The organism is Sphingobium limneticum, assembly GCF_008710155.1.
Lineage (GTDB): Bacteria > Pseudomonadota > Alphaproteobacteria > Sphingomonadales > Sphingomonadaceae > Sphingobium > Sphingobium limneticum.
Window position 1 is genome coordinate 147599 of record NZ_VYPZ01000009.1, and the last position, 21763, is coordinate 169361.

20 protein-coding genes are annotated in these 21763 nt (G+C 61.3%); 10 read left to right on the top strand and 10 right to left on the bottom strand.

The window, feature by feature from the left end; genetic code table 11:
• Positions 1-50: 50 nt before the first annotated feature.
• The 3 genes from F4U94_RS13265 to F4U94_RS13275 are packed head-to-tail and all read right to left on the bottom strand — an operon-like array spanning position 51 to position 1193.
• Complete coding sequence (locus F4U94_RS13265; protein ID WP_120250699.1) at positions 51-701, bottom strand: Re/Si-specific NAD(P)(+) transhydrogenase subunit beta; 651 nt, start codon at positions 699-701, stop codon at positions 51-53.
• The gene (locus tag F4U94_RS13270) at positions 698-1000 is read right to left on the bottom strand and encodes a hypothetical protein (RefSeq protein WP_120250700.1); all 303 of its coding nucleotides are present in this window, start codon (positions 998-1000) and stop codon (positions 698-700) included. The genes F4U94_RS13265 and F4U94_RS13270 overlap by 4 nt, the downstream gene beginning before the upstream one ends.
• A gap of 34 nt (positions 1001-1034) precedes the next feature.
• Positions 1035-1193, bottom strand: a complete 159-nt coding sequence (locus F4U94_RS13275) for an aa3-type cytochrome c oxidase subunit IV (protein WP_120250701.1) — start codon at positions 1191-1193, stop codon at positions 1035-1037.
• A gap of 119 nt (positions 1194-1312) precedes the next feature.
• Here F4U94_RS13275 and F4U94_RS13280 point away from each other — a divergent pair, with 119 nt between their 5' ends.
• From F4U94_RS13280 to F4U94_RS13290, 3 genes are all read left to right on the top strand, one after another.
• A complete protein-coding gene (locus F4U94_RS13280; RefSeq protein WP_120250702.1) occupies positions 1313-2758 on the top strand; it encodes a sigma-54-dependent transcriptional regulator in 1446 nt (481 codons plus the stop codon).
• Between the two features lie 93 nt (positions 2759-2851).
• Positions 2852-3493 carry a hypothetical protein gene (locus F4U94_RS13285; protein ID WP_120252146.1) on the top strand — a complete coding sequence of 214 codons (642 nt, stop codon included), beginning with the start codon at positions 2852-2854 and terminating at the stop codon, positions 3491-3493.
• 41 nt (positions 3494-3534) lie between these two features.
• Positions 3535-3978, top strand: coding sequence for a GNAT family N-acetyltransferase (locus tag F4U94_RS13290; RefSeq protein WP_232015721.1), 444 nt, complete (start codon positions 3535-3537; stop codon positions 3976-3978).
• Between the two features lie 334 nt (positions 3979-4312).
• Here F4U94_RS13290 and folP read toward each other — a convergent pair whose 3' ends face one another.
• Both folP and F4U94_RS13300 read right to left on the bottom strand, forming a co-directional pair.
• Positions 4313-5443: a dihydropteroate synthase gene (folP, locus tag F4U94_RS13295; RefSeq protein WP_172598774.1), complete on the bottom strand. Its 1131-nt coding sequence runs from the start codon at positions 5441-5443 to the stop codon at positions 4313-4315.
• Between the two features lie 126 nt (positions 5444-5569).
• Positions 5570-6697, bottom strand: coding sequence for a site-specific DNA-methyltransferase (locus F4U94_RS13300; protein ID WP_120250704.1), 1128 nt, complete (start codon positions 6695-6697; stop codon positions 5570-5572).
• A gap of 289 nt (positions 6698-6986) precedes the next feature.
• On the opposite strand from F4U94_RS13300, the gene F4U94_RS13305 reads away from it, so the two are divergent.
• The gene (locus F4U94_RS13305; protein WP_120250705.1) at positions 6987-7325 is read left to right on the top strand and encodes an ArsR/SmtB family transcription factor; all 339 of its coding nucleotides are present in this window, start codon (positions 6987-6989) and stop codon (positions 7323-7325) included.
• A gap of 150 nt (positions 7326-7475) precedes the next feature.
• Here the strand turns inward: F4U94_RS13305 and F4U94_RS13310 are convergent, their stop codons facing one another.
• Positions 7476-7946, bottom strand: coding sequence for a hypothetical protein (locus tag F4U94_RS13310; RefSeq protein ID WP_120250706.1), 471 nt, complete (start codon positions 7944-7946; stop codon positions 7476-7478).
• Positions 7947-8068: 122 nt separating this feature from the next.
• On the opposite strand from F4U94_RS13310, the gene betI reads away from it, so the two are divergent.
• From betI to ahpF, 3 genes are all read left to right on the top strand, one after another.
• The gene (gene betI / locus F4U94_RS13315; protein WP_120250707.1) at positions 8069-8722 is read left to right on the top strand and encodes a transcriptional regulator BetI; all 654 of its coding nucleotides are present in this window, start codon (positions 8069-8071) and stop codon (positions 8720-8722) included.
• A gap of 141 nt (positions 8723-8863) precedes the next feature.
• The gene (gene ahpC / locus F4U94_RS13320; protein ID WP_120250708.1) at positions 8864-9427 is read left to right on the top strand and encodes an alkyl hydroperoxide reductase subunit C; all 564 of its coding nucleotides are present in this window, start codon (positions 8864-8866) and stop codon (positions 9425-9427) included.
• A gap of 267 nt (positions 9428-9694) precedes the next feature.
• Positions 9695-11275, top strand: a complete 1581-nt coding sequence (gene ahpF, locus F4U94_RS13325; protein ID WP_120252148.1) for an alkyl hydroperoxide reductase subunit F — start codon at positions 9695-9697, stop codon at positions 11273-11275.
• A gap of 137 nt (positions 11276-11412) precedes the next feature.
• Here the strand turns inward: ahpF and F4U94_RS13330 are convergent, their stop codons facing one another.
• Together F4U94_RS13330 and F4U94_RS13335 are read right to left on the bottom strand one after the other, a co-directional pair.
• On the bottom strand, positions 11413-12720 hold the full coding sequence (locus F4U94_RS13330; protein ID WP_120250709.1) for an MFS transporter: 1308 nt from the start codon (positions 12718-12720) through the stop codon (positions 11413-11415).
• 300 nt (positions 12721-13020) lie between these two features.
• Entirely contained in the window at positions 13021-13653 is a 633-nt protein-coding gene (locus tag F4U94_RS13335) for a L,D-transpeptidase family protein (RefSeq protein ID WP_120252149.1), read from the bottom strand.
• A 272-nt stretch (positions 13654-13925) separates the two neighbouring features.
• Between F4U94_RS13335 and ilvD the strand changes: the two genes are divergently transcribed.
• Together ilvD and F4U94_RS13345 are read left to right on the top strand one after the other, a co-directional pair.
• The gene (gene ilvD, locus F4U94_RS13340) at positions 13926-15776 is read left to right on the top strand and encodes a dihydroxy-acid dehydratase (protein ID WP_120250710.1); all 1851 of its coding nucleotides are present in this window, start codon (positions 13926-13928) and stop codon (positions 15774-15776) included.
• 151 nt (positions 15777-15927) lie between these two features.
• Entirely contained in the window at positions 15928-16338 is a 411-nt protein-coding gene (locus F4U94_RS13345; protein ID WP_150411927.1) for a hypothetical protein, read from the top strand.
• A gap of 114 nt (positions 16339-16452) precedes the next feature.
• Here F4U94_RS13345 and F4U94_RS13350 read toward each other — a convergent pair whose 3' ends face one another.
• Complete coding sequence (locus tag F4U94_RS13350) at positions 16453-17073, bottom strand: spermidine synthase family protein (RefSeq protein ID WP_232015722.1); 621 nt, start codon at positions 17071-17073, stop codon at positions 16453-16455.
• A gap of 119 nt (positions 17074-17192) precedes the next feature.
• Entirely contained in the window at positions 17193-17510 is a 318-nt protein-coding gene (locus F4U94_RS13355) for a DUF6481 family protein (protein WP_120250713.1), read from the bottom strand.
• 817 nt (positions 17511-18327) lie between these two features.
• Here F4U94_RS13355 and F4U94_RS13360 point away from each other — a divergent pair.
• Positions 18328-21381, top strand: a complete 3054-nt coding sequence (locus F4U94_RS13360) for an NB-ARC domain-containing protein (RefSeq protein ID WP_145986225.1) — start codon at positions 18328-18330, stop codon at positions 21379-21381.
• Positions 21382-21763 lie beyond the last annotated feature (382 nt).

Consider the following 21763-nt stretch of genomic DNA (forward strand, 5'->3'; position numbering starts at 1 on the left):
GATCAGATAGCCAAGCGTTAGGGGAAGCACGCCCCGCTGGGCAAGGCTCTTTACGCAGCCCGTCCCAAGGCCCGCGCGCGCCACCCCAGACGCAGCCCGGCGGCGCCCGCCATCCCGCCGACCAATAGCAGCGCGCTGTTGCCCATCGCCAGCCCCAGCGCCGCCGCCACCCAGCCCGCGCCGCTGCCGACCAGCGCCAGGCCCGACTGCGTCCGCCGGACCAGCATCAGCAGCGCGCCAAGCGCCACCAGCCCGCCGATCGCAACGCCCGCCAGCAACAGCGCGCCATGGGCGGGCGTGACATGGCCCTGCCCATCCACCAGCGCGAAGGCGAAGGGATTGAGGAACAGGGCCACACTAGTCGCCATCCCCGCCAGCCCCAGCAGGCCATAGGCCACCACCAGCAGCCAAGGCAGCCGATGCGCCGCGCACCGCCGTGCGAGCGTCAGGCCGATGCTCCCGCCGATCGCCAGAGCGCTGGCGATTTCGGGCAGGTTGACGACATCATGGCTATACAGCGCGGCGCCCACCGCCAGCATGCCGCCCGCCAGCGCAAGCCGATTGCCGACGCGATGCGCCCGCAGCCACAATCCGCAGAGCAGCAGCGCGGCGGCGACGAGCCACATGCCCGCCACCAGCGGCGAAGGATCGACCCCGTCGATGCGCGCGCCCAGCCAGGAGGGGTCGAATGCGGCGCTCATGCGTCATCCTCGCCAGCGTCATCCTCGACCGGCGCGACCGGCGGCCAGCGCCGCTCAGGCACGCCAACCAGCAGCACGGCGGCCACGCTGGCGATGAGGACGGCGAACAGGGCGAGATAGCGGGCGCTGGCGCTGCCAGATTCGGCCGCGGCGATCACGGCGCCGACCAGCATGATCGCCGGCAATGCGCCGACCCCGGCGCGCCAGAGCGGGCGATCCGGATCGGCATCCGGCCGGGCGGCGATGAAACCGCCCGCAACGGCCAACAGGAATAGGGGCAACAGGCTGGCGCCGTTCATGCCCCCTCCGTCCGGCCAGGAAATGCTATGGGGATCAGCTGGCGATCAGCAGGACGACCAGCGCAGCAAGAGCGACGGAGGCGATCGTGCCCCACTTCACGAAACCGATGAAGCTGCCATAAGTCTGGTTCGCGGCCTTCATATTGCCTTCCGACGCCATATCCTGTCCCCTTGTCGCGATGATTGTGCCCATCTCTTATCGTTTGGGGGCCATGGCCTCAACCCGGCAGCCCCAAGAAAATTCCACGCGGTTAAGTCCGCTTTTACTCCCTGTGCTTACCATCATGCCCAGCTTTGCACATGAGGGGTTTGATGACGCGCGACGGCGTACCGATGCTGATGCTGATCGACGACGAACCGGCCCAACGGCGGCTGGTTTCGGCGCTGGGCGCGCGCGCAGGATGGCGCACCATCTTTGCCGCCGACGGCGAAACCGCCATCGCCACGCTGGGCACGCAGGACGGGATGCAGCTGGATGCGATCATCCTGGACCAGTGGAGTCCGGACTATGAACCGTCCGGCCTGATCCGCGAGATTCGCGCCCGCCGCCCGGCATTGCCCATCCTGATCCTGACCGCGCATAACAGCGTCGCCGTCGCCGTGGAGGCGATGCGCGCGGGCGCGACCGATTATCTGTCCAAGCCGATCGCGCCCGAACGTCTGCTCGCCGCCTTGAACGCGACGCTAGCCGAAGGTGCGGCGGCAGGCGAATTGCGCCCGCTCACCGAAAAGATCACCGCTCCCCTTTCGTTCGAAGATGTGGTCGGTTCCGCCCCGCAATTTCGCGCGGCGCTCGCCATCGCGGCCAAGGCGGCGCGCGCCCGCGTGCCCGTATTGATCGAGGGCGAAAGCGGCGTCGGCAAGGATGTGATCGCCCGCGCCATCCATGCCGCTTCACCCCGCCACAAACAGGCGATGGTCACGGTCAATTGCGGCGCCATTCCCGCGAACCTGGTCGAATCGGAACTGTTCGGCCATGAGCGCGGCGCCTTCACCGGCGCGTTCGACCGCCATGTCGGCCGGTTCGCCAGCGCGGACATGGGCACCATCTTTCTGGACGAAGTCAGCGAGATGCCGCTGGACGCGCAGGTCAAGCTGCTGCGCGTATTGCAGGATGGCGAAGTCCAGCCGATCGGCGCCCGCCGCCCGTCCCATGTCGACGTCCGCGTCATCGCCGCGACCAACAAGCGGCTGATCGAGGAGGTCGAGGCCGGCCGTTTCCGCGAAGATCTCTATTATCGCCTCAATGTCGTCCAGTTGACCGTCCCGCCCCTGCGCGAGCGGATGGGCGACATCCCGGCTCTCTCGCGCCATCTGCTCGCCCGCATCGCCACTCAGCCGGGACTGCGCGGCCTGGGCGTCACTGACGATGCGCTGGCGCTGCTGATGCAGCATGGCTGGCCGGGCAATGTCCGCCAGTTGCAGAACGCCCTCTTCCGCGCCGCCGTGTTGTGCGAGGGCGACGCGCTGACGCCGCAGGATTTCCCGCAGATCGCCGCCCATATCCAGGCCGGCAGCGCCAGCATAGTGCCGATGCGCCCGCGCGCCGCCGGTCAGCCGCATCGCGACGGCGCGGGCATCACCCTGTTCGAAGGGGACGGCCATGTCCGCCAGCTGGCAGAGATAGAGGCCGACGTCATTCGGCTGGCCATCGGCCATTATCGCGGCCGCATGACGGAGGTCGCCCGGCGGCTGGGCATCGGTCGCTCCACCCTGTATCGCAAGCTGGCGGAACTGGGCATCGATAGCGCGGCCTGAACGGGCAGCCTGAACGGACGGAGATAACGGATCGACGCCGCCAGCCTGCTTGCGGCGTTGAATTATCCGCGCGGCTATGCTTTGGATCGGCCCATGAAAAATCCAGCCCTCGCCGCCCTGATCCCCCTCGTGCTGCTCGCCGGTTGCGGCCGGACCGAAAAGGTCGCCGACATGCCGAGCCAGGAGGAACTGGCCAACGCCGCCAATGCCGCCGCCGCCAATGCGATCGCCAATGCGCAGGCGGACGAGGTCGAAAACCGCAATTATGTGAACCAGACGCGCGGCTTTTCCGTGACCTTCCCCGAAGGCTGGACCATCGACAAGGACGCCAGCAACGCGGACGGCGCCGTCTATCAGGATCCGGGTGCCGGCGCCGACGTCCGCGTCTTCTGGCAGAAAAATGACAATGACCAGACGCTCCAGCAGATTGTCGAAGCGGTCAGCAGCGGCGCGGAAGGGGTCGATGGCGACTTTATCGGCGAGAATGAATATCGCGGCACCGCCAATGACGGCGAAGGCAATAATGTGGCGCTGCGCCTGCTCAAGCAGGCCGACGGATCGATCGTGACCGCCACCTTCGTCTATCCCGAAATGCTGAGCGAACAATATCAGGGCATTGCCGAGCAGACGCTGGCCAGCCTGCGCGCCTTTGCGCCCAAGGCTGAGGCGGAAGCGGCGGCTTCGGCGCCCGCCGCCAATGCCGCCGCACCGGCCGCGAAGAAACCCGCCAACTGACCCTGACGATCCGCCGCTTCACCCCCGCCGACCAGCCGGGGGTGCTGGACCTGATCCTGACGATCCAGCGCGACGAATATGGCATCGCCATCACCGCGCAGGATCAGCCGGACCTGAGCGACATTCCGGCCTTTTATCAGAACGGCACCGGCGACTTTTGGGTCGCGCAGGCCGACGGCGGGCTGGTTGGCACGATCGCGCTCAGGGATATCGGATCGGGTCAGGCGGCGCTGCGCAAGATGTTCGTCGCCGCCAGCCATCGCGGGCGGACCGCCGGGGTGGCACAGGCTTTGCTTGACCGGCTGAAGGCGGAGGCGCGCGACAGAGGCGTCCGTCAACTATGGCTTGGCACGACCGACCGCTTCCTGGCGGCGCACCGATTTTACGAGAAAAATGGCTTTGGACTGGTGGCGGCGGAAAATCTGCCGGCTCATTTTCTCCGGATGGCGGTGGATAGCCGCTTTTATGGATTGGCGCTGGGCTGATCAGCGACGGCCGGGATAGGAAATGCGCCGCTTAACTTCCCACATTGCCCACTGATTTCGACATATCGAAACAAGAGTTGGACATTTTGTTACGTGGACGAGGTGCGGCGATAGAGCGAGACGGACTATAGCAGTCCGGGCCGGCGTAGGACAGCTTTGGGTGGAAATGAGACATAAGCCCCTCCCCTTCAGGGGAGGGGTTGGGGTGGGGAGCGGCGCTTTAGCGGCGCTTTACCTCGATAGATTGGAAGCTCGCTTCGCTCGCACCCACCCCAACCCCTCCCTTGAAAGGGAGGGGCTATTATATCCGCTTCTGCTCGAAATCAGCCAATCCTCAAACCGCGCTCAGTCCCGCATCGGCTAGGCCGCGCCAGAGGTGCAGCGCCTGCACGCTTTCCTTCACGTCATGCACGCGCACCATCTGCGCCCCGTGCTGTGCTGCGCGGAAGGCGAGCGCGACCGATCCGCCCAGCCGATCCGCTGCGGGCGCCTCGTTCGACAGCGCGCCGATCAATCGCTTGCGGCTGCCCGCGAACAGCAACGGCACGCCCAGCGCCTGAAAAGTCGCCAGCCCGTTCACCAGAGCCAGATTGTCCGCCAGGCTCTTGCCGAAGCCCAGGCCCGGATCGACCATGATGTTGGCCCGCGCGATACCGGCGGCCTCGCAGGCCGCGATCCGCGCCTCCAGATGGTCGAACACATCGGCAACCACATCGCCATAGCCCGCCGCATTCTCATGCGGATCGTCGCCCGCCGACGGGGCGTGCATCAGGATGACCGGGCAGCCGGCCGTCGCCACCACCTCCAGGCTGCGCGGGTCGTGTGCCAAAGCGCTGACATCGTTGATGATCCTTGCGCCGACGGCCAGTGCTGCCTCCATCACCGCGGCCTTGCGCGTGTCGACCGACACCGAGACGCCCGCCGCCGCCAGCCGCTCGATCACCGGGGCGATGCGGGCGATCTCGTCGCCTTCCCACACCTTCGCCGCCTTGGGTCGGGTCGATTCCCCGCCCACGTCGATCAGCGCCGCGCCGGCCGCCGCCATGGCGAAGCCGACATCGGCCGCCGCCTGCGGATCGCCCACATGTTTGCCGCCGTCGGAGAAGCTGTCGGGCGTGACGTTCAGGATCGCCATCACCTGCGGCGCGTCGAAGCGGATCGTGCGATCGCCCAGCACCAAGGGCGCGCGCTGCGCCGAGATATTCGCCGCCAGTTGCTGCGCCCGCTGCGCCAGCGGTTCGGGCAGCGCGGCGATGGACGCATCGAAATCGGCCACCGGCACCGTTACCCGCGTGATCCGCCGCGCGCCATCGAAGGCGCTCAGTTCATAGCCCTGAAACCAGATCAGCCCATTGCCCATCCGCGCCGTGCTACCATCGGGCTGGCCGATGGGGGTCGGCACGAACCATATGGGCTTGAGGTACAGGCGGGCGTCAGAGGGGATGGTGGGCAACAAGGTGGACATGACAAGACCCGTTCGTGCTGAGTAGGGGCTGAGCGACGTCGAAGCCCCATATCGAAGCATCGCCCTACCCTTCGATATGCCCCTTCGACAAGCTCAGGGACTACTCAGGGCGAACGGTGTTTGAGATCAAGGCTCGTTCGCCAGCAAATAGGTCTGGCGCAGCGTGTCGATCGCGGCCAGCTTGCCGTCCACCTCGATATGCCAGAAGGTCCAGCCGTTGCAGCTGGGCGCGCCCTGCAATGTGGCGCCCATCTTGTGGATCGAGCCGCTGTCCGTACCGACGCTGAGCGATCCGTCCGCGCGGACCTCCGCCTGCCAGCGGCGCTTGGCGTCCATCAGGACCGTGCCGGGGTTCAGATAGCCCGTCTCGACCAGCGTGCCGAACGCGACCTTGGGCTGCTGCCGCGCGGTCTGCATGATGGTGAGCGCGCTTTCGTCCAGCGGCAGCGCGGCTTCAATGCGTTCCAGCGCGACTTCGATATAGTCCGGCTCGCGTTCGATGCCGATCCATTTGCGGCCCAGACGCTTGGCGACCGCGCCGGTGGTGCCGGTGCCGAAGAAAGGATCGAGCACCACATCACCCGGCTTGGTGGTGGCCAGCATCACGCGATAGAGCAGCGCTTCGGGCTTTTGCGTCGGATGCGCCTTCGTCCCGTTGCGCTTCAACCGCTCCTGCCCGCCGCAAATCGGCAGCACCCAGTCGGAGCGCATCTGCAACTCGTCATTGAGCGTCTTCATCGCCTTGTAATTGAACGTATATTTGGCGTCTTCACCCTGGCTCGCCCAGATCAGCGTTTCATGCGCATTGGTGAAGCGCGTGCCCTTGAAATTGGGCATGGGGTTGGACTTGCGCCAGATGATGTCGTTCAGAATCCAGAAGCCTTCGTCCTGGAGCGCGGTGCCGACGCGGAAGATATTGTGATAGCTGCCGATCACCCACATGGAGCCATTGGGTTTCAGGATACGGCGCGCCTCGCGCAGCCACGCCTTGGTGAAGCGGTCGTAGCTGCCCAGCGTGTCGAACTTGTCCCAATCATTGTCGACCGCGTCCACCCGGCCGCCTTCGGGCCGGAACAGGTCGCCGCCCAGCTGGAGATTATAGGGCGGATCGGCAAAGATCATGTCGATGCAATTGTCGGGCAGCTTGGCCATTTCCGAGATGCAATCGCCACGCAGCAGGCGGTCGGCTTCGACCTCTACGGACGCAACCGCCTTCTTCCGCCGCGGCGCTGCGACGCGCTCCATTACACCCATAGTCTTGGCCCCCATATCGTCTTGAGGCCCAGCACTGAGTCCTCGGGAGTCCGCCGTCAAGATCAGCGGCTTAGGCGCCAGGCTTCAGAAAATAGTTAACGGCCATGAGAACGAAGCAGGCACCCACAAGATATTGAGTCGTGCGACTCGACGCAGACTCTACATGAGGCGGTGTTGCGTAAAAGACTCTCCACCGCTGCCCGCCTGACTTTTTTTGGTTAACGCCGAAAATAGGCGAGTCGTCGCGTAAAACTGGACATATTCATAACCATATGATTATGAATTAACGATGACACATGAATCACGAAACGCCGATCGCGACGCCGCCACCGATGCCCTGTTCAAGGCGCTGTCGGACGGCACCCGCCGTGCCCTGCTGGAGACGCTGGTGCGGGAGGGGGAACAGAATGTTCAGGCGCTGACCCAAGTGTCGGGCGTATCGCAGCCGATGGTGTCCCGCCACCTTGCCAAGCTCAAACGGGCCGGCCTCGTGACCGCGCGCCGCGCCGGCCGCGAAACCTGGTATGCCGCGCGAGTAAAGGGACTTGGCCCGGTGATCCAGTGGATGGCGATCCATGGCGCGCTCTGGTCGCAGCGCTTTTCCGCGCTGGAGGGGTTGAGCGGTTGAACCGGGAATGTTTCGTCACCCCGGCCTTGAGCCGGGGTCCCGCTTTTGTTCAAATGGTGGAGAGAAGTAAGCGAGATCCCGGATCAAGCCTGTCCTGAGGCTGTTGAAGGGGCCGGGATGACGGGGGGATATTGTCCTGTGCGACGGCTCCTAACGGCAATAGCCCTCCTGCCCTTTCACCACGATCAGGCAGTCATCCTTGCCGGCCAGATATTTGAAGCCCGTCTCGTCGCCATTGCCCGGCCGGATCGCCAGATCCTTGCCATCGCGCACGAAGCGGATCGTCGTGCCTTCGGCGACACCCGGATAATCGCCCTGCCGGTCCAGATTATCCTTGTTGGTCAGCGCATAATGGCCAGGTTTTCCGTCAGGCGAAGGCTGGATGTCCAGGAACAATCCTTCTGGCCCGGTCCATTTTCCGACCCAGTCGTCGGTGGGCAGGCGGGCGTCGGCGCTCTGGGCGTTGGCCTGATTATCGATCGGGGCCGCGTCGCTCTCGTCGAACGTCTCGACCGACGCGACATTGGCGGCGTTGTTGGCCACCGCTTCATTGTCGGCGTTCTTGGCGCAACCGGCCAGCAGCACGGGCAGCAGCAAAAGCGGGGAAAGGGCGCGCATCATCCGTCAGTCTCCTTCATCTTTCGATCACAACCACCAGACGTCCCGATATGATCCCCGGGACATGGGAGGATCTCTTGCCAGCCGCCGCGTCCGCGCGCAAAGACGCAAGTGGGGGAATGACAATGACCGACAGATTTGGAGAGCGCGCAGGCGGAGCCCGCGTCGAAGGGGCCAAGCCCAGAGCGCGCTTCGTGCGCGAAGCGGCCGACGTGCGGCGGCAGGCGCTGATCGAGGCGACGGCCCGCTGCCTTGCCGAAAAGGGCGTCGGCGGCACATCCGTGCGCGCCATCTGCGCGCGGGCGGGTGTGTCGTCAGGCCTGCTGACCCATTATTTCGAAGGCGTCGATGCGCTGATCCTGGCCACCTATGCCGATGTGGGAACCCGCGTGTCCGCCGCGCTGGACGCCGCGATCGAGGCAGCGGGTGACGATCCGCACGACCGGCTGCGCGCCTGCCTTCAGGCCAATTTCCGCGAACCGATCCTGGACCCGGACCTGCTCGCCACCTGGATCGCCTTCTGGAGCCTGGTCAAATCCGACCCGGCGATCGCCGCCGTCCATGCCGACGTCTATGGCGGCACCCGCGCGCAGCTGGAGGCGCTGTTGCAGGCCGCCGCCCCTGCCCTGTCCGCGTCACAGACCCGGATCGCCGCGATCAGCCTGAGCGCGCTGGTGGACGGGCTGTGGCTGGAGCTTTGCCTCGATCGCTCCACCTTCTCCCCCGAAGAGGCGCAGGCCATGGTGGAAGATGCCATGGGCAAATTATTGCAGATTTAAGGCGAAACGGTCGATCAGTGAGGCAGGCTCTGATCGCTTTTCTCACTTAGCACATCCGAGAAAAGCAATTTCCCCCGAATCGCCTGCGTCCCTACATGGGTGTTCGCAAACGCAATATTCTTCATCAGGAAAAGGAAGCCCATGGCTCTCATCAACACCCCCCTGAAGCCCTTCTCGGCCACCGCCTACAAGGAAGGCAAGTTCGTCGACATCACCGACGCAGACGTGAAGGGCAAGTGGGCCGTCTTCTTCTTCTACCCGGCCGACTTCACCTTCGTGTGCCCGACCGAGCTGGAAGACCTGGCCGACATCTACCCCACCCTGCAGGGCATGGGCGTGGAAGTCTATTCGGTGTCGACCGACACGCATTTCAGCCACAAGGCCTGGCACGACACGTCGCCGGCGATCGGCAAGATCAACTATTTCATGGTCGGTGACCAGAACCACGCACTGGCCAACCAGTTCGACGTTCTGCGCGAAGGCGTCGGCCTGGCCGACCGTGGCACTTTCGTGCTCGATCCCGAAGGCGTGATCCAGCTCGTTGAAATCACCCCCGAGGGCGTGGGTCGCAACGCGGCCGAACTGCTCCGCAAGGTGAAGGCGCTCCAATATTGGACCAGCCATCCGGGCGAAGTCTGCCCTGCCAAGTGGGAAGAAGGCGAAGCCACCCTGGCCCCGTCGCTCGACCTGGTCGGCAAGATCTAAATAAAGACCTGTGAAGGCCCCTGCCGGACCGGGTTGAGAATACTCCCCGGCCCGGCAGGGTTTTTATATCGAAATTCCTCGCTATCTTCGAACGAAACGCCGGGCCTTCGGGTCGCACCGTCCGGCGAGCGGATCGTCGCGCGCACTGGAGCAGCCAAGCCGGTTGCATCGGCTCGGCTGCTCCAGGTTTATAGTTTGCCGCGTTTTCCAAGCCAGCAGGCGACTACGCCTGCCTTGAAAACGCTCTAATCCATGGAGACGCACAAGATGTTGGACGCAAATCTCAAGGGTCAATTGAAGGCCTATATGGCGAACATCACGCAGCCCATCGAGCTGGTGGCGTCGCTGGATGATGGCGCGAAGTCGCGCGAAATGGGCGAACTGCTGAACGAAATCGCCGAACTGTCGGACAAGGTGTCGGTCGTGACGGGCGCGGACAAGCGCAAGCCCAGCTTCATGATCCGCCGCGTGGGCACCGATATCGGCGTGACCTTCGCAGGCCTGCCGATGGGGCATGAATTCACCTCGCTGGTGCTGGCGCTCCTCCAGGTCGGCGGTCATCCGTCGAAGGCCGCGCAGGATCTGATCCAGCAGGTCAAGGATCTGGACGGGGACTTCGCCTTCGAAACCTATTTCTCGCTGTCGTGCCAGAACTGCCCGGACGTGGTGCAGGCGCTCAACCTGATGAGCGTCCTCAATCCCCGGATCAGCCATGTCGCCATCGACGGCGGCCTGTTCAAGGAAGAGGTGGATGTGCGCAAGGTGATGGCGGTACCGACCATCTTCCTGAACGGCGAACCCTTCGGGCAGGGCCGCATGGAACTGGAGCAGATCGTCGCCAAGATCGACAGCGGCGCGGAAGCGAAGGCGGCCGAGAAGATCAAGGCGCAGGATCCGTTCGAAATGCTGGTGATCGGCGGCGGCCCCGCCGGCGCGGCATCGGCCATCTATGCGGCACGCAAGGGCATCCGCACCGGCGTCGCGGCCGAACGCTTCGGCGGTCAGGTGCTCGACACGATGGATATCGAGAATTTCATCTCGGTTTCCCGCACAGAGGGACCGAAGCTCGCGTCGGCGCTGGAAGCGCACGTCAAGGATTATGACGTCGAGATCATGAACCTGCAAAAGGCGGCGAAGCTGATCCCTTCCAAGGTCGAGGGTGGCTATCATGAAGTCGTGCTGGAAAATGGCGCATCGCTGAAGGGCCGCACCCTCATCCTGTCCACCGGCGCCCGCTGGCGGCAGATGGGCGTGCCGGGCGAAGAGGAGTATCGCAACAAGGGCGTCGCCTATTGCCCCCATTGCGACGGTCCGCTGTTCAAGGGCAAGCGCGTGGCGGTGATCGGCGGCGGCAATAGCGGCGTCGAGGCGGCCATCGATCTGGCCGGTATCGTCGCGCATGTGACGCTGGTCGAATATGACAGCCAGCTGCGCGCCGATGCGGTGTTGCAGCGGAAACTGGCCAGCCTGCCGAACGTGAAGATCATCACATCGGCGCTAACCACCAAGGTCGACGGCAATGGCGAGCGGGTGACGGGCCTGTCCTACAAGGACCGCAACCATGGCACGGAACATGATGTCGAACTGGAAGGCATTTTCGTCCAGATCGGCCTGGTCCCCAACACCGAATGGCTGAAGGACGCGATCGCTTTGTCGCCGCGCGGCGAGATCGAGATCGACGCGCGTGGCGAAACCAGCCAGCCGGGCATCTTCGCCGCAGGCGACTGCACGACCGTGCCCTATAAGCAGATCGTGATCGCGATGGGCGCGGGATCGACGGCGGCCTTGTCGGCCTTCGACTATCTCATCCGCCTGCCGGCCAGCGAAGACGCGGCGCAGGCGGCGTAACCGGCACTATGGTCTGTTCCCCGGCGAAGGCCGGGGTCCAGTTCCACGCTTTGATCTGGACCCCGGCCTTCGACCTTTGGGCGAAGTTTATCCTGAGCGCCTGCCTTGGCAGGCAGTCGAAAGGCCGGGGAACAGCCCTAAAAAGGCCGACCCGCCACCGGATCGGCCTTTTTGCTTTTGCGCGGCGCGGTTTCGGGCAGCATCACCAGCACCGGCAGGACGCAGAGCGCCACGATCGCGATCATGGCGCCCGGTGCGGGTGCCCACCCGCTCGCCTCCACCAAATGATGCGCCAGCCATGGCGTCAATCCGCCGAACAGCGCCGTCGCGCTGGTCGCGCCAAAGGCCAGACCGCTGAGCCGCCCCTCGCCCGGAAATTGCTCGGCCGTGGCGACCGCACCCACGGCGCTGACCGCGCCGCCAAGGCAGGCCAGCACCACCGCCCCCGCCAGCGCCAGGCCAAAGCCCCCGCGCATCATCAGGAAGAGCAGCATCGGCAGCACCACGCCCGCGATCGCCAGCCCGACCAGCACCGGCCGGCGCCCGATCCGGTCGGTCAGCAAGCCCGTCAGCGGCGTCACCAGGATGACGGCCAGCGCCGCCAGCGTGGACAGCCACAGGGCATCGGCTTCCCCGGTCGTGCCCATGGCGGACAGGAAGCTGGGCACATAGGTGATGCCGACATAATAGCTGATGGACCCCAGTGCCGAAATGGCAAAACCCCGGCCGATGGCAGCGCGATGGTGGCGCAGGCTGTGGCGCAGCGGCGATCGGGGCGTGGTCGCCTGCGCCTGTTGCCGCAGGAAATCGGGGGACTCCTCCATGGTCGATCGAGCCAGAAGGATGATGCCGGCCAGCGCCGCGCCGACCAGGAATGGAATGCGCCATCCCCATGCCGCCAGCGCGCCTTCGTCCAGCGACGCCACCGTGAGCGCCGACACGCCCGCCGCCAGCAGCGCACCCACTTCGCTCGCCGCCGACGCCAGCGACGTGACCAGGCCGCGCCGTTCCGCCCGCGCGCCCTCCAGCAGATAAGCGACCACGCCGGTATATTCGCCGCCCACGGAGAAGGCCATCAGGCAGCGCAGCCCGATCATCATCCATCCCGCCGCCGGACCGACCTGCGCATGGGTCGGCAACATCGCCGTCGCCAGCATGGCCGCGGTCATCATCCCCATCGACAGGATCATGGTCAGCCGCCGTCCATAGCGATCGCCGATATGCCCAAAGACGATCGCGCCCACCGGCCGCATCAGATAGGCGATGGCAAACCCCGCCAGCACATCCCCGAGCCCGACCGTACCGCCACCGAAAAACACCCGCGACAACACGGTCGCGAAATAGAGATAGAGGGTGAAATCATACCATTCGACGATGGTGGAAAGCGCAGCGACCGCGAGGGAACGATGGGGCAGCGGCTGGGTGGGCGTGGAATGGGCCTGCATCGATACTCCTTAGCCTAGCCGCCGGACGCCCCTTCCTGCGCCGATGTTGGTCGCGTTGAAAGGGGTGCTGCGACGAGCCGGGAGATCGGCATCGCGATATCATGCGGAGAAAGGAGAAAGAGGCAATGGCGGAGATGGGGTGAAAACGAGACATAAGCCCCTCCCCTTCAGGGGAGGGCTTGGGGTGGGGAGCGACGCTTTAGCGGCGCTTTACCTCGATAGATTGGAAGCTCGCTTCGCTCGCACCCACCCCAACCCCTCCCTTGAAAGGGAGGGGCTATTATGTCCGCTTCCGCCCGACTATCGCCGCATCATCCCGAAAATGCCGGGATCGATCTCCAGCATCGGCACCTCGCCCTGCCCCGCATCGGCCGGCACTGGCGGCAGGGTGACGCCGCCCCTCCCCCGCCCCTGCCCGAACGTAACCACGGTGCTGCCCGGATCGCTCAGCACCAGCGCGTCGAGTTTCAGCGCCGCGCTCAGCCGCGCCTGCGTCACCTCCACCAACGTCCCCATCTTCGTCAGCGCGAACAGGTCGCGTGCGAAAGCATAAGGCAGGCGGATGCAGCCATGGCTGGCGGGATAGCCCGGATTATGGCCTGCATGCAGCGCAATCCCGTCCCAGGTCAGCCGCTGCATATAGGGCATGGGCGCATTGCTGTAGAGGTTGGAGCGGTGCCATTGCCGCTTTTGCAGGATCGGATAGTCGCCGGTCGGGGTCCGATGCCCCTTCATGCCCGTCGATACGCTGGCCATGCCGATCAGCCGGTCGCCGCTATAGACATGGATCATCTGCTTTTCGATGCTGATGACCATATAGATTGGCCCGTCGCGTGATGCGTCCCACGGGCCAGTCTCCAGCCAGCGATAGCCGCCCGGCGCCATCACCGCTTCGCCCGCGGCCTGCACCGGATCGGCCGATCCGCCCGCCATCAGCGACAGGCCCAACACGGATGCAAGGACAAGAGGGCGCAGGCGGGGCGACAAGAAACGCATAATGGTTTCTTAACCATGATCGCCGCCAGCGCCAGCCCGGCTTTGCCCGGCCGGCGGGGCGGTCCCATCGTGGGACAGGGTCAGCCACGGCGACGCCGCGAAGCGCTCGCAATAAAATGATAGAAATGACGCGCAAAAGGAATAAAATGTTTCACAGCCGCGTTACAGTCTGTAGAGGGGCGCGATCATAGTCTGAAGGATTCCGAGTCATGCCTGCCTATCGTTCCCGCACCACCACCCATGGCCGCAACATGGCGGGCGCCCGTGGTCTATGGCGCGCGACGGGCATGAAGGATGAGGATTTCGGCAAGCCGATCATCGCCATCGCCAATTCATTCACCCAATTCGTGCCGGGCCATGTCCACCTCAAGGATCTGGGCCAGCTGGTCGCGCGCGAGATCGAGGCGGCGGGCGGCGTTGCCAAGGAATTCAACACCATCGCGGTCGATGACGGCATCGCCATGGGCCATGGCGGCATGCTCTATTCGCTGCCCAGCCGCGATCTGATCGCCGACAGCGTCGAATATATGGTCAACGCCCATTGCGCCGACGCGATCGTGTGCATCTCCAATTGCGACAAGATCACGCCGGGCATGTTGATGGCCGCGATGCGCCTCAACATCCCCGTCGTCTTCGTGTCGGGCGGCCCCATGGAAGCGGGCAAGGCGACAGTGCGCGGCAAGAAGGTGGCGCTCGATCTGGTCGACGCCATGGTCGTCGCCGCCGACGAAAGCTATACCGACGAGGAAGTGAAGACCATCGAACGGTCGGCCTGCCCTACTTGCGGCAGCTGTTCGGGCATGTTCACCGCCAATTCGATGAACTGCCTGACCGAAGCGCTGGGCCTGTCGCTGCCGGGCAATGGTTCGACCCTGGCCACCCATTCGGATCGCGAGCGCCTGTTCCGTGAGGCCGGCCATGTCATCGTCGACATCACGAAGCGCTATTATGAGCAGGATGACGAGAGCGTCCTGCCGCGCAACATCGCCAATTTCGCCGCGTTCGAAAATGCGATGAGCCTGGATATCGCCATGGGCGGGTCGTCCAACACGGTGCTGCATCTGCTGGCCGCCGCGTATGAAGGCGGGATCGACTTCACCATGGCGGATATCGACCGTCTGTCGCGCCGCGTGCCATGCCTGTGCAAGGTCGCCCCGGCCAAGAACGACGTTCATATGGAGGATGTCCACCGCGCCGGCGGCATCATGGCGATCCTGGGCGAACTGGAACGCGCCGGCCTGATCGACGCCAGCCTGCCGACCGTCCATGCCCCCACCATGGCGGCCGCGCTCGCCCGCTGGGACATTGGCCGGACGAACAGCGAGGAAGTGCGCAATTTCTACCGAGCGGCACCGGGCGGCGTGCCGACCCAGACCGCGTTCAGCCAGTCGGAACGGTGGGAGGAACTGGATACCGACCGCGAAAAGGGCGTGATCCGATCGGCCGAACATGCCTTCTCCAAGGATGGCGGCCTGGCCGTGCTGTTCGGCAATCTGGCCCCGGAAGGCTGCATCGTGAAGACTGCCGGCGTGGACGAGAGCATCCTTGTCTTCCACGGCACCGCGCGTGTCTATGAAAGCCAGGACGCGGCGGTCGCGGGCATTTTGGGCAACGAAGTGAAGGCCAATGACGTCGTCGTCATCCGCTATGAAGGGCCAAAGGGTGGCCCGGGCATGCAGGAAATGCTGTATCCCACCAGCTATCTGAAGTCGAAGGGGCTGGGCAAGGCCTGCGCGCTCATCACCGACGGCCGCTTTTCGGGCGGCACGTCGGGCCTGTCGATCGGCCATGTCTCGCCCGAAGCGGCCGAAGGCGGCCTGATCGCGCTGGTCCAGACCGGCGACCCGATCGTCATCGACATCCCGGCCCGCGTCATCAAGGTCGATCTGGACGATGCGCTGCTGGCGGAACGCCGCGCCGACATGGAAGCCCGCGGGGCGAAGGCGTGGAAGCCCTTCGGCCGCAAGCGCGAAGTGTCTCCTGCCCTGCGCGCCTATGCCGCGATGACCACCAACGCCGCCAAGGGCGCGGTGCGCGACGTCAGCCAGATCGAACGCTGAACAACATGCGTCCCGCCGGTGGTGCCACCGGCGGGACGGGATGCAAGAACGCGATCGGTCGGCGGCTTGGGTCCGGTTGCTTTCACCTGCCGGTCCGCCACCCTGCAAAGTTGACGGCGGGTGCGGTGAAATGCATATAAGCTTCGATAAAATGAAGCATGCATTAAGCATGATAGGGTGGGATGTGGTTGAAATCGATCTGCTTTCCGATCCTGACGGGATCATGGCGATCTTTGCGAGCGGCCAATGGGAATTGGTCGATGTCGATTTGCTTTATCGAAATTTGAGGATCGAGCTGAGCAGGCGGCGCGCACATGGGCGGCCTATTCGTATTCTGTTCGATATTACAGAGGCGCTTCGCCCGAGCGAGGCTGTCGCAGCCCGAACCCTGTGGCAAATGCAGCGCACCTTCCAGCCGTCCGATCGCGTGGCCATATTGACCAACGATATCGATCAGAAGAAGCGCCTGCGGCTATTGCTCGAGAGCACGAACGTAGCGGTATTCAGCTCGAAACTGCCGTCGGAAATGTGGCTGACGAGCGATATCGATCGCCCTTATTAGGGATTGCAGACCGCCCCATCGCCAAGAGATCGGGACAAAGCCAAAGCTGGAGCAAATAGAGCCGGAGGTCCGTTGCCGCTTGCGGATCAGAACCCACGGCCCCCGACGCCCTGCCTAGCGCACCCTCTGCGCGAACCAGATATGGTGAAACTCGCGTTCGCTGCCGGTGAAGGCGGGCACGCGCACCTCCTCGACCTCGAACCCGACATCCTCCAGCTTCGGGCCGAACTCCTCCGCCGGATAGGCCGACCAGATTGCGAGCATCCCGCCGGGTTTGAGCGCGCCATGGGCGGACCGCAGGCCCCAATTGCAATAGATGCGCTCATTTTCCGGCCGGATCATGCCGTCGGGACCATTGTCCACATCCAGCAGGATGGCGTCGAACCGGTCCGTCGATGCGCCAATCACATTATGGACGTCGCCAATCTCGATGGTCAGGCGCGGATCTGCCAGATGGTCGCGAAAGATATGCGCCAGCGGGCCGCCGGCCCAGGTCACGACCTTGGGCACCAATTCGGCCACGATGATGGACGATCGTGCAGACCATGCCGCCAGCGCAGCCCCCAATGTGAAGCCCATGCCCAGCCCGCCGACCAGCACATTGCCATCGCGATGGCCCAGCCGCTGGCAGGTCAGCGTCGCCAACGCCTCCTCCGACACATGATCGCAGCTCCCCATCAGCTCTTCGGAACCGAACTGGATGGAATAATCGCCATCGGACCGAAGCAGCCGCAACTGCCCGCCGCCGGGTATCTCCGCTATATCGACAAGTTCTACAGGATCAGGTGAAGATCGGGTGAGGCTGCTTGCAATTTGGTCCAGAAAGGATCCTTCAATTTGGGTCGGAGAATGACCTATTTACGCGCCTTGCGCGCCGCATAGCGCGCATCGCGCGCAGCTTTGCGTTCCGCTTCGGTCAGGGCGACCGGCTTGTTCGCCGCCGCCTTTTCCGCCTGTTCGCGCCGTGCGATCTTGGCCGCTTCCCGCTCGCGCAATACCGCCTCGCGCTTTTCCCGCGCCGCCGCTTCCTTGGCGATGCTTTTCGCCAGCCGCTCCGCCTGTTCCGCCTCGCTCAGGGGCGGCTTGGTGCGCAACTGCTCCAATGCCTTCTTCCTCGCATCCTGCGCTGCCGCAGTCCGATCCTGGAAGCCGGGTTCCTTATATCCGCGCATATCGTCCTTCTATATTCATCGCCCCACACCCGCCCTCCGGACTACCACAAGGATCGATCCAAAGGCACATGAACCAGACAATCCCCCGGCCTTGGACCGAAAGAGAGTTGAGCCACGGATTTCGGGGATTGCCTATCACAAGGCTGGTGCGCTTACGTTACTCGAACACATGACCCCATCATTACGAAGGCGACTGACGGTTCGCGCAAGCGATCAGGCTTTCTAACGATTTTGAGAAAAATTGAAAGGCCTTTTTGCCCCTTTCCCACGCCAGACCCACTTGCAGCAGAGTTCCGGTTTGGGAAGTTTCCTACTGAAAGCACTTTGGTAGGAAGCAATCTCGCAATTCGACCTGCGCTATACCCGGTTGGAAGCCTTGACCGGTTCTCATTATTGCTGCGATTTATTTTCGCCCGACCTAATCAAAGCGGAGGAAACCGCTTTTCCCCACGGCAGACCCAAACGCAGCGTTGGGTTGCTGTTGGCGCTCCGAACGCGGACACAACGATGACTTGACGTCAGCGGCAATCGAATGATCAGTACCGCTGTTGCATACAATCTTGCATGCTTCAATTATGCCCAATGTCCGCACGAAGTCGGCGTTCGAAGCCAGCTGCCGGGATGACTACCTGACGGCCCGATAGCGATTTTAGACGGATGAGAAGAGAGCATCGCCCTACGTCGATGAAGGACAAATAGTGTCATGCGGACCTGCGGCAGTTGACCACTATAGCTGATATCGCTTTGATCCGGTACACATCTGTTGAAGGCGGGCGAGCTCGCCTCGTTGACCAACTAGAAGTATTGAGGCAGAACTTTGGACGCACAGTACACGTTTTACGACAAAGAGGCGTTGCTCTTCAGGCTTCACGACGATTTGCAAGAGACAGGCAAACCCGTCGTTTTCGTTGTCGGCGCGCCCCTCACCGCGACTCATGGAGGGATCAACGGCGTAGCCGATGTGAGCGGCGTGATATCGTTAATAAAAGAACGTTTTGCCGGAAAATCTAACCAATTAGAGTATCTGAACAAACAGATATCGCGGTCAGAAAACCAATATCAGGCCGCATTTGACTTTATTGCTGGGCGATCTGGGCAGGATGCCGCGAACAAAATTGTTCGACGAGCAGTCTCACAGGCAATGGTTGACGCACCGGGCGTGGATTGGAGCAAACACGTATCGGGCCTATCTACTGAACAGCTACCAGCTCTAGATGACAATATTGCGGGCTGGAACCTTCCGCCTGCGGTCCACGCTCTCGGTCAGCTTGCAGCCAAACATCCAGAGCAGTTTGGTAAAATAATTTTAACGTCAAATTTTGATCCCCTCATTGAAGTGTCGATAAAATCACATGGCGGATCCCCATGGCGAACCTCCCTTTCGAGTGATGGGTCATTGTTTCAAAGCAAGGCCCATGGATGCCACGTAGTTCATATACATGGATATTGGTATGGAGGAGACACTCTTCATACCAGCCAGCAGCTATTAAGCAATAGACCGACTTTAGCAAACGACCTACTTAAGCTATTAGAGGGATCTGTAGTTGTCGTGTTAGCCTATGGGGGATGGCCTGACATCTTTACTAAAGCCATCGCTGGACTGGTATCAAACGAAAACTTAATGCCGGAGGTTCTCTGGGCTTTTTACGATCAAGAACCAAGCCCAAGCGATTATTTGCAAAATATGCTAGGCCCCGGTCTTATTAGGAATCGAGTCACACTATATAGTGGGATTGATGCACATACTTTTTTGCCAGAGTTAGCACTTCTGTGGGATGGCCTCGAATCAAATTCAGCCATTAGGCAATCTGATGAGGCAAGCTCTGAAAATCACGCGGGGAAAAACAATACGTCGCGTCGCGCAAGGTTATTTCGACTGTCTCCGCTCGAGTGCGACCGCCCTCCAAATATTGATGTGTGGGTCGGCCGTGAGGATGAACTTCGATCACTTGAAACTTCAGCAGCAAAAGTCGTTCTAATTTGCGGCATTGGCGGAGAAGGCAAATCAGCACTCGCGTCACACTTCATTGGACGCCTTGAAGATGGCGAATCTCCATATAGATATTGGGATTGGCGTGATTGCAAAGAACAAAGTGACCGCATCCGTACTCAAATTATCGAGATAATCGTTAGGTTCTCTGAAGGCAAAGTATCTCACGATGACCTATTAATGTCTGACGATCAAGAACTTGTAGAAGTTTTTGTAGACCAGACATCCGATGCGCGAGCAGTTTTGGTTTTGGACAATGTCGATAGCTATGTCGATCTTGAGCATGGCATATTCACTGGCCTTCTTGATCGCCTTGTTCAAGGCATGGGTAGCGCAGATACGACGAGTCGTCTGCTTTTGACGTGCCGACCCGATGTGCAGTATTCGTCTGCTTCTATCGTCACATTTTCCATTAAAGGCTTATCTAACGAAGAGGCAATTGCCCTATTTTCGCAGCGAAACCCGAATACAAATATACCGGAAGAAGATATTAAAGAAGTCAGAGAAAGCACCAACGGTCATGCATTCTGGTTAGATCTTTTAGCTGTACAAATTAGTAAAGTTCCTGGCACAACACTTAAAAAGCTTGTTGGTGACATGCGCCGTGGAAAAGACAATGTTCCAGACGTATTGTCCTCGATTTGGGATAAACTTGCAATTCGTGAACAGACGTTGCTCAGACTAATGGCCGAAGCAATTCGACCAGAAACCGAGAAGCAGATTGAGCGGTTTGCGGCTTCGGAATTAGGATATGCAAAATTCAATCGCGCCTTCCGCGCCCTACGTGCATTGAATCTTATAGTAGTCAAACCTGTAGCCAATGCTCCCGATCTTTTTGATCTTCATCCACTAGTAAGACAATTTGTAAGAAATCATTTTCACGCATCACAGCGTGCCGGGTTTATTCGCGTTGTGATAACCCAATACCAAGCCATCATAGGAAATATTGGTGCGATGCTTGGCATTCACATGCCTTTTGCGATGCTCGAGCGCTGGTCCCAGAAGGTAGAACTAGAAGCATCTGCTGGCCTTATTGATGATGCATTTAATACATTGGAAAATGCGGAAGACGCCTTAATTGGAGGCGGTCACACACAAGAATATGTTCGCGTCGCACGCTTGATATTTGAGTCAATAGAATGGGAAACAGCGGCCAGTAAGTATAAACTATTTGATAAAACTGTAGGAACGACCGTTATTGCTCTTGATCAACTTGGAGAATTTGATTCTGCCGATGCTATGTTAGATAATTACGAAGCAACAATACCTCAAAAAACAGCTAGATACATAAATTTCTGTGAAATTAAGGCATTCTCTTACTGGAATAGAAAGAAGTTTGAGCAGGCGGTAGAGTGGGCTTCAAAGGGTGTGCAACTGAAGCAAGAAACCAATGTAGATACATCTTTTGACAGTCTGCATACGTTAGCTTTGGCCCAGCGCGATGTTGGCGATCCAGCGGCGGCTCTGCCGCTTTTCCTAAAAGATGTTGAGCTTTCAGATCTGACAGACAGCGATAAGCCGATTATTTCCAATGGGCCGCTGTATGGAAATGTTGGAAGATGCCTACAAATGCTCGGCGAATTAGATGAAGCTTTGATATGTTTTAAAAAATCATTCACCCTTCTCGAGCATGATACTACGCTTCATAGCAAATCGAATAGAGCCTATGCTCGGAAATGGATTGCAGAAGTTCTCACTTCTCAAGGTTATATGGATATAGCGGAGGCATTTCTAGTAGACGCCATCCGTATCTTAGGACCTTCCGCCCCCGGTCGAGTGCGCGAGCTTTACGTATATCTAGATGGAATAAGAGGATCTAGCGCGGAAATTCTTGGTGAGGCAAAGGCTACCCGCATGGTGACTAACTGGATGAAGGCTTAAATTGTTCTGAGACATCAAAAGCGGGTGCTTTCGCTGGTACAGCATTGGCTACTATGAGGCGATCACCAAATAGCGCCCGCTATTTTTCTCCGGGACCACCTACCCGTTGGCAAGGGCCTGCGTAACTTCATCCAAGTTGCCTTTAACGACAACATAGTTGCCCTTTTCAAAGTTTAGGGCGCAGGCAGCATCTCCGCCCCGAAAGCGGCGCACGAAGTTAACCCGATCAACATTTACCGCAATCGGCTCCCCGTCCGTATCGCTCCGGTGAGGGCCGCCTTGCGGTGATCGGCTGATATTTCGAGATGGCACCGGTGCAAGCGCCGGTGTTTGCACCGATACTAGGAACGGTGCGATGACTCAGATCACGGTAATTTCAGGC

Excerpts from the sequence above, each read along its gene's own strand:
- F4U94_RS13265 (WP_120250699.1), bottom strand. The coding sequence starts at position 701 with ATGAGCGCCGCATTCGACCCCTCCTGGCTGGGCGCGCGCATCGACGGG.
- F4U94_RS13270 (WP_120250700.1), bottom strand. The coding sequence starts at position 1,000 with ATGAACGGCGCCAGCCTGTTGCCCCTATTCCTGTTGGCCGTTGCGGGC.
- F4U94_RS13275 (WP_120250701.1), bottom strand. The coding sequence starts at position 1,193 with ATGGGCACAATCATCGCGACAAGGGGACAGGATATGGCGTCGGAAGGC.
- F4U94_RS13280 (WP_120250702.1), top strand. The coding sequence starts at position 1,313 with ATGACGCGCGACGGCGTACCGATGCTGATGCTGATCGACGACGAACCG.
- F4U94_RS13285 (WP_120252146.1), top strand. The coding sequence starts at position 2,852 with ATGAAAAATCCAGCCCTCGCCGCCCTGATCCCCCTCGTGCTGCTCGCC.
- folP (WP_172598774.1), bottom strand. The coding sequence starts at position 5,443 with ATGTCCACCTTGTTGCCCACCATCCCCTCTGACGCCCGCCTGTACCTC.
- F4U94_RS13300 (WP_120250704.1), bottom strand. The coding sequence starts at position 6,697 with ATGGGTGTAATGGAGCGCGTCGCAGCGCCGCGGCGGAAGAAGGCGGTT.
- F4U94_RS13305 (WP_120250705.1), top strand. The coding sequence starts at position 6,987 with ATGACACATGAATCACGAAACGCCGATCGCGACGCCGCCACCGATGCC.
- F4U94_RS13310 (WP_120250706.1), bottom strand. The coding sequence starts at position 7,946 with ATGATGCGCGCCCTTTCCCCGCTTTTGCTGCTGCCCGTGCTGCTGGCC.
- betI (WP_120250707.1), top strand. The coding sequence starts at position 8,069 with ATGACCGACAGATTTGGAGAGCGCGCAGGCGGAGCCCGCGTCGAAGGG.
- ahpC (WP_120250708.1), top strand. The coding sequence starts at position 8,864 with ATGGCTCTCATCAACACCCCCCTGAAGCCCTTCTCGGCCACCGCCTAC.
- ahpF (WP_120252148.1), top strand. The coding sequence starts at position 9,695 with ATGTTGGACGCAAATCTCAAGGGTCAATTGAAGGCCTATATGGCGAAC.
- F4U94_RS13330 (WP_120250709.1), bottom strand. The coding sequence starts at position 12,720 with ATGCAGGCCCATTCCACGCCCACCCAGCCGCTGCCCCATCGTTCCCTC.
- F4U94_RS13335 (WP_120252149.1), bottom strand. The coding sequence starts at position 13,653 with ATGGCGGGCGGATCGGCCGATCCGGTGCAGGCCGCGGGCGAAGCGGTG.
- ilvD (WP_120250710.1), top strand. The coding sequence starts at position 13,926 with ATGCCTGCCTATCGTTCCCGCACCACCACCCATGGCCGCAACATGGCG.
- F4U94_RS13345 (WP_150411927.1), top strand. The coding sequence starts at position 15,928 with ATGAAGCATGCATTAAGCATGATAGGGTGGGATGTGGTTGAAATCGAT.
- F4U94_RS13355 (WP_120250713.1), bottom strand. The coding sequence starts at position 17,510 with ATGCGCGGATATAAGGAACCCGGCTTCCAGGATCGGACTGCGGCAGCG.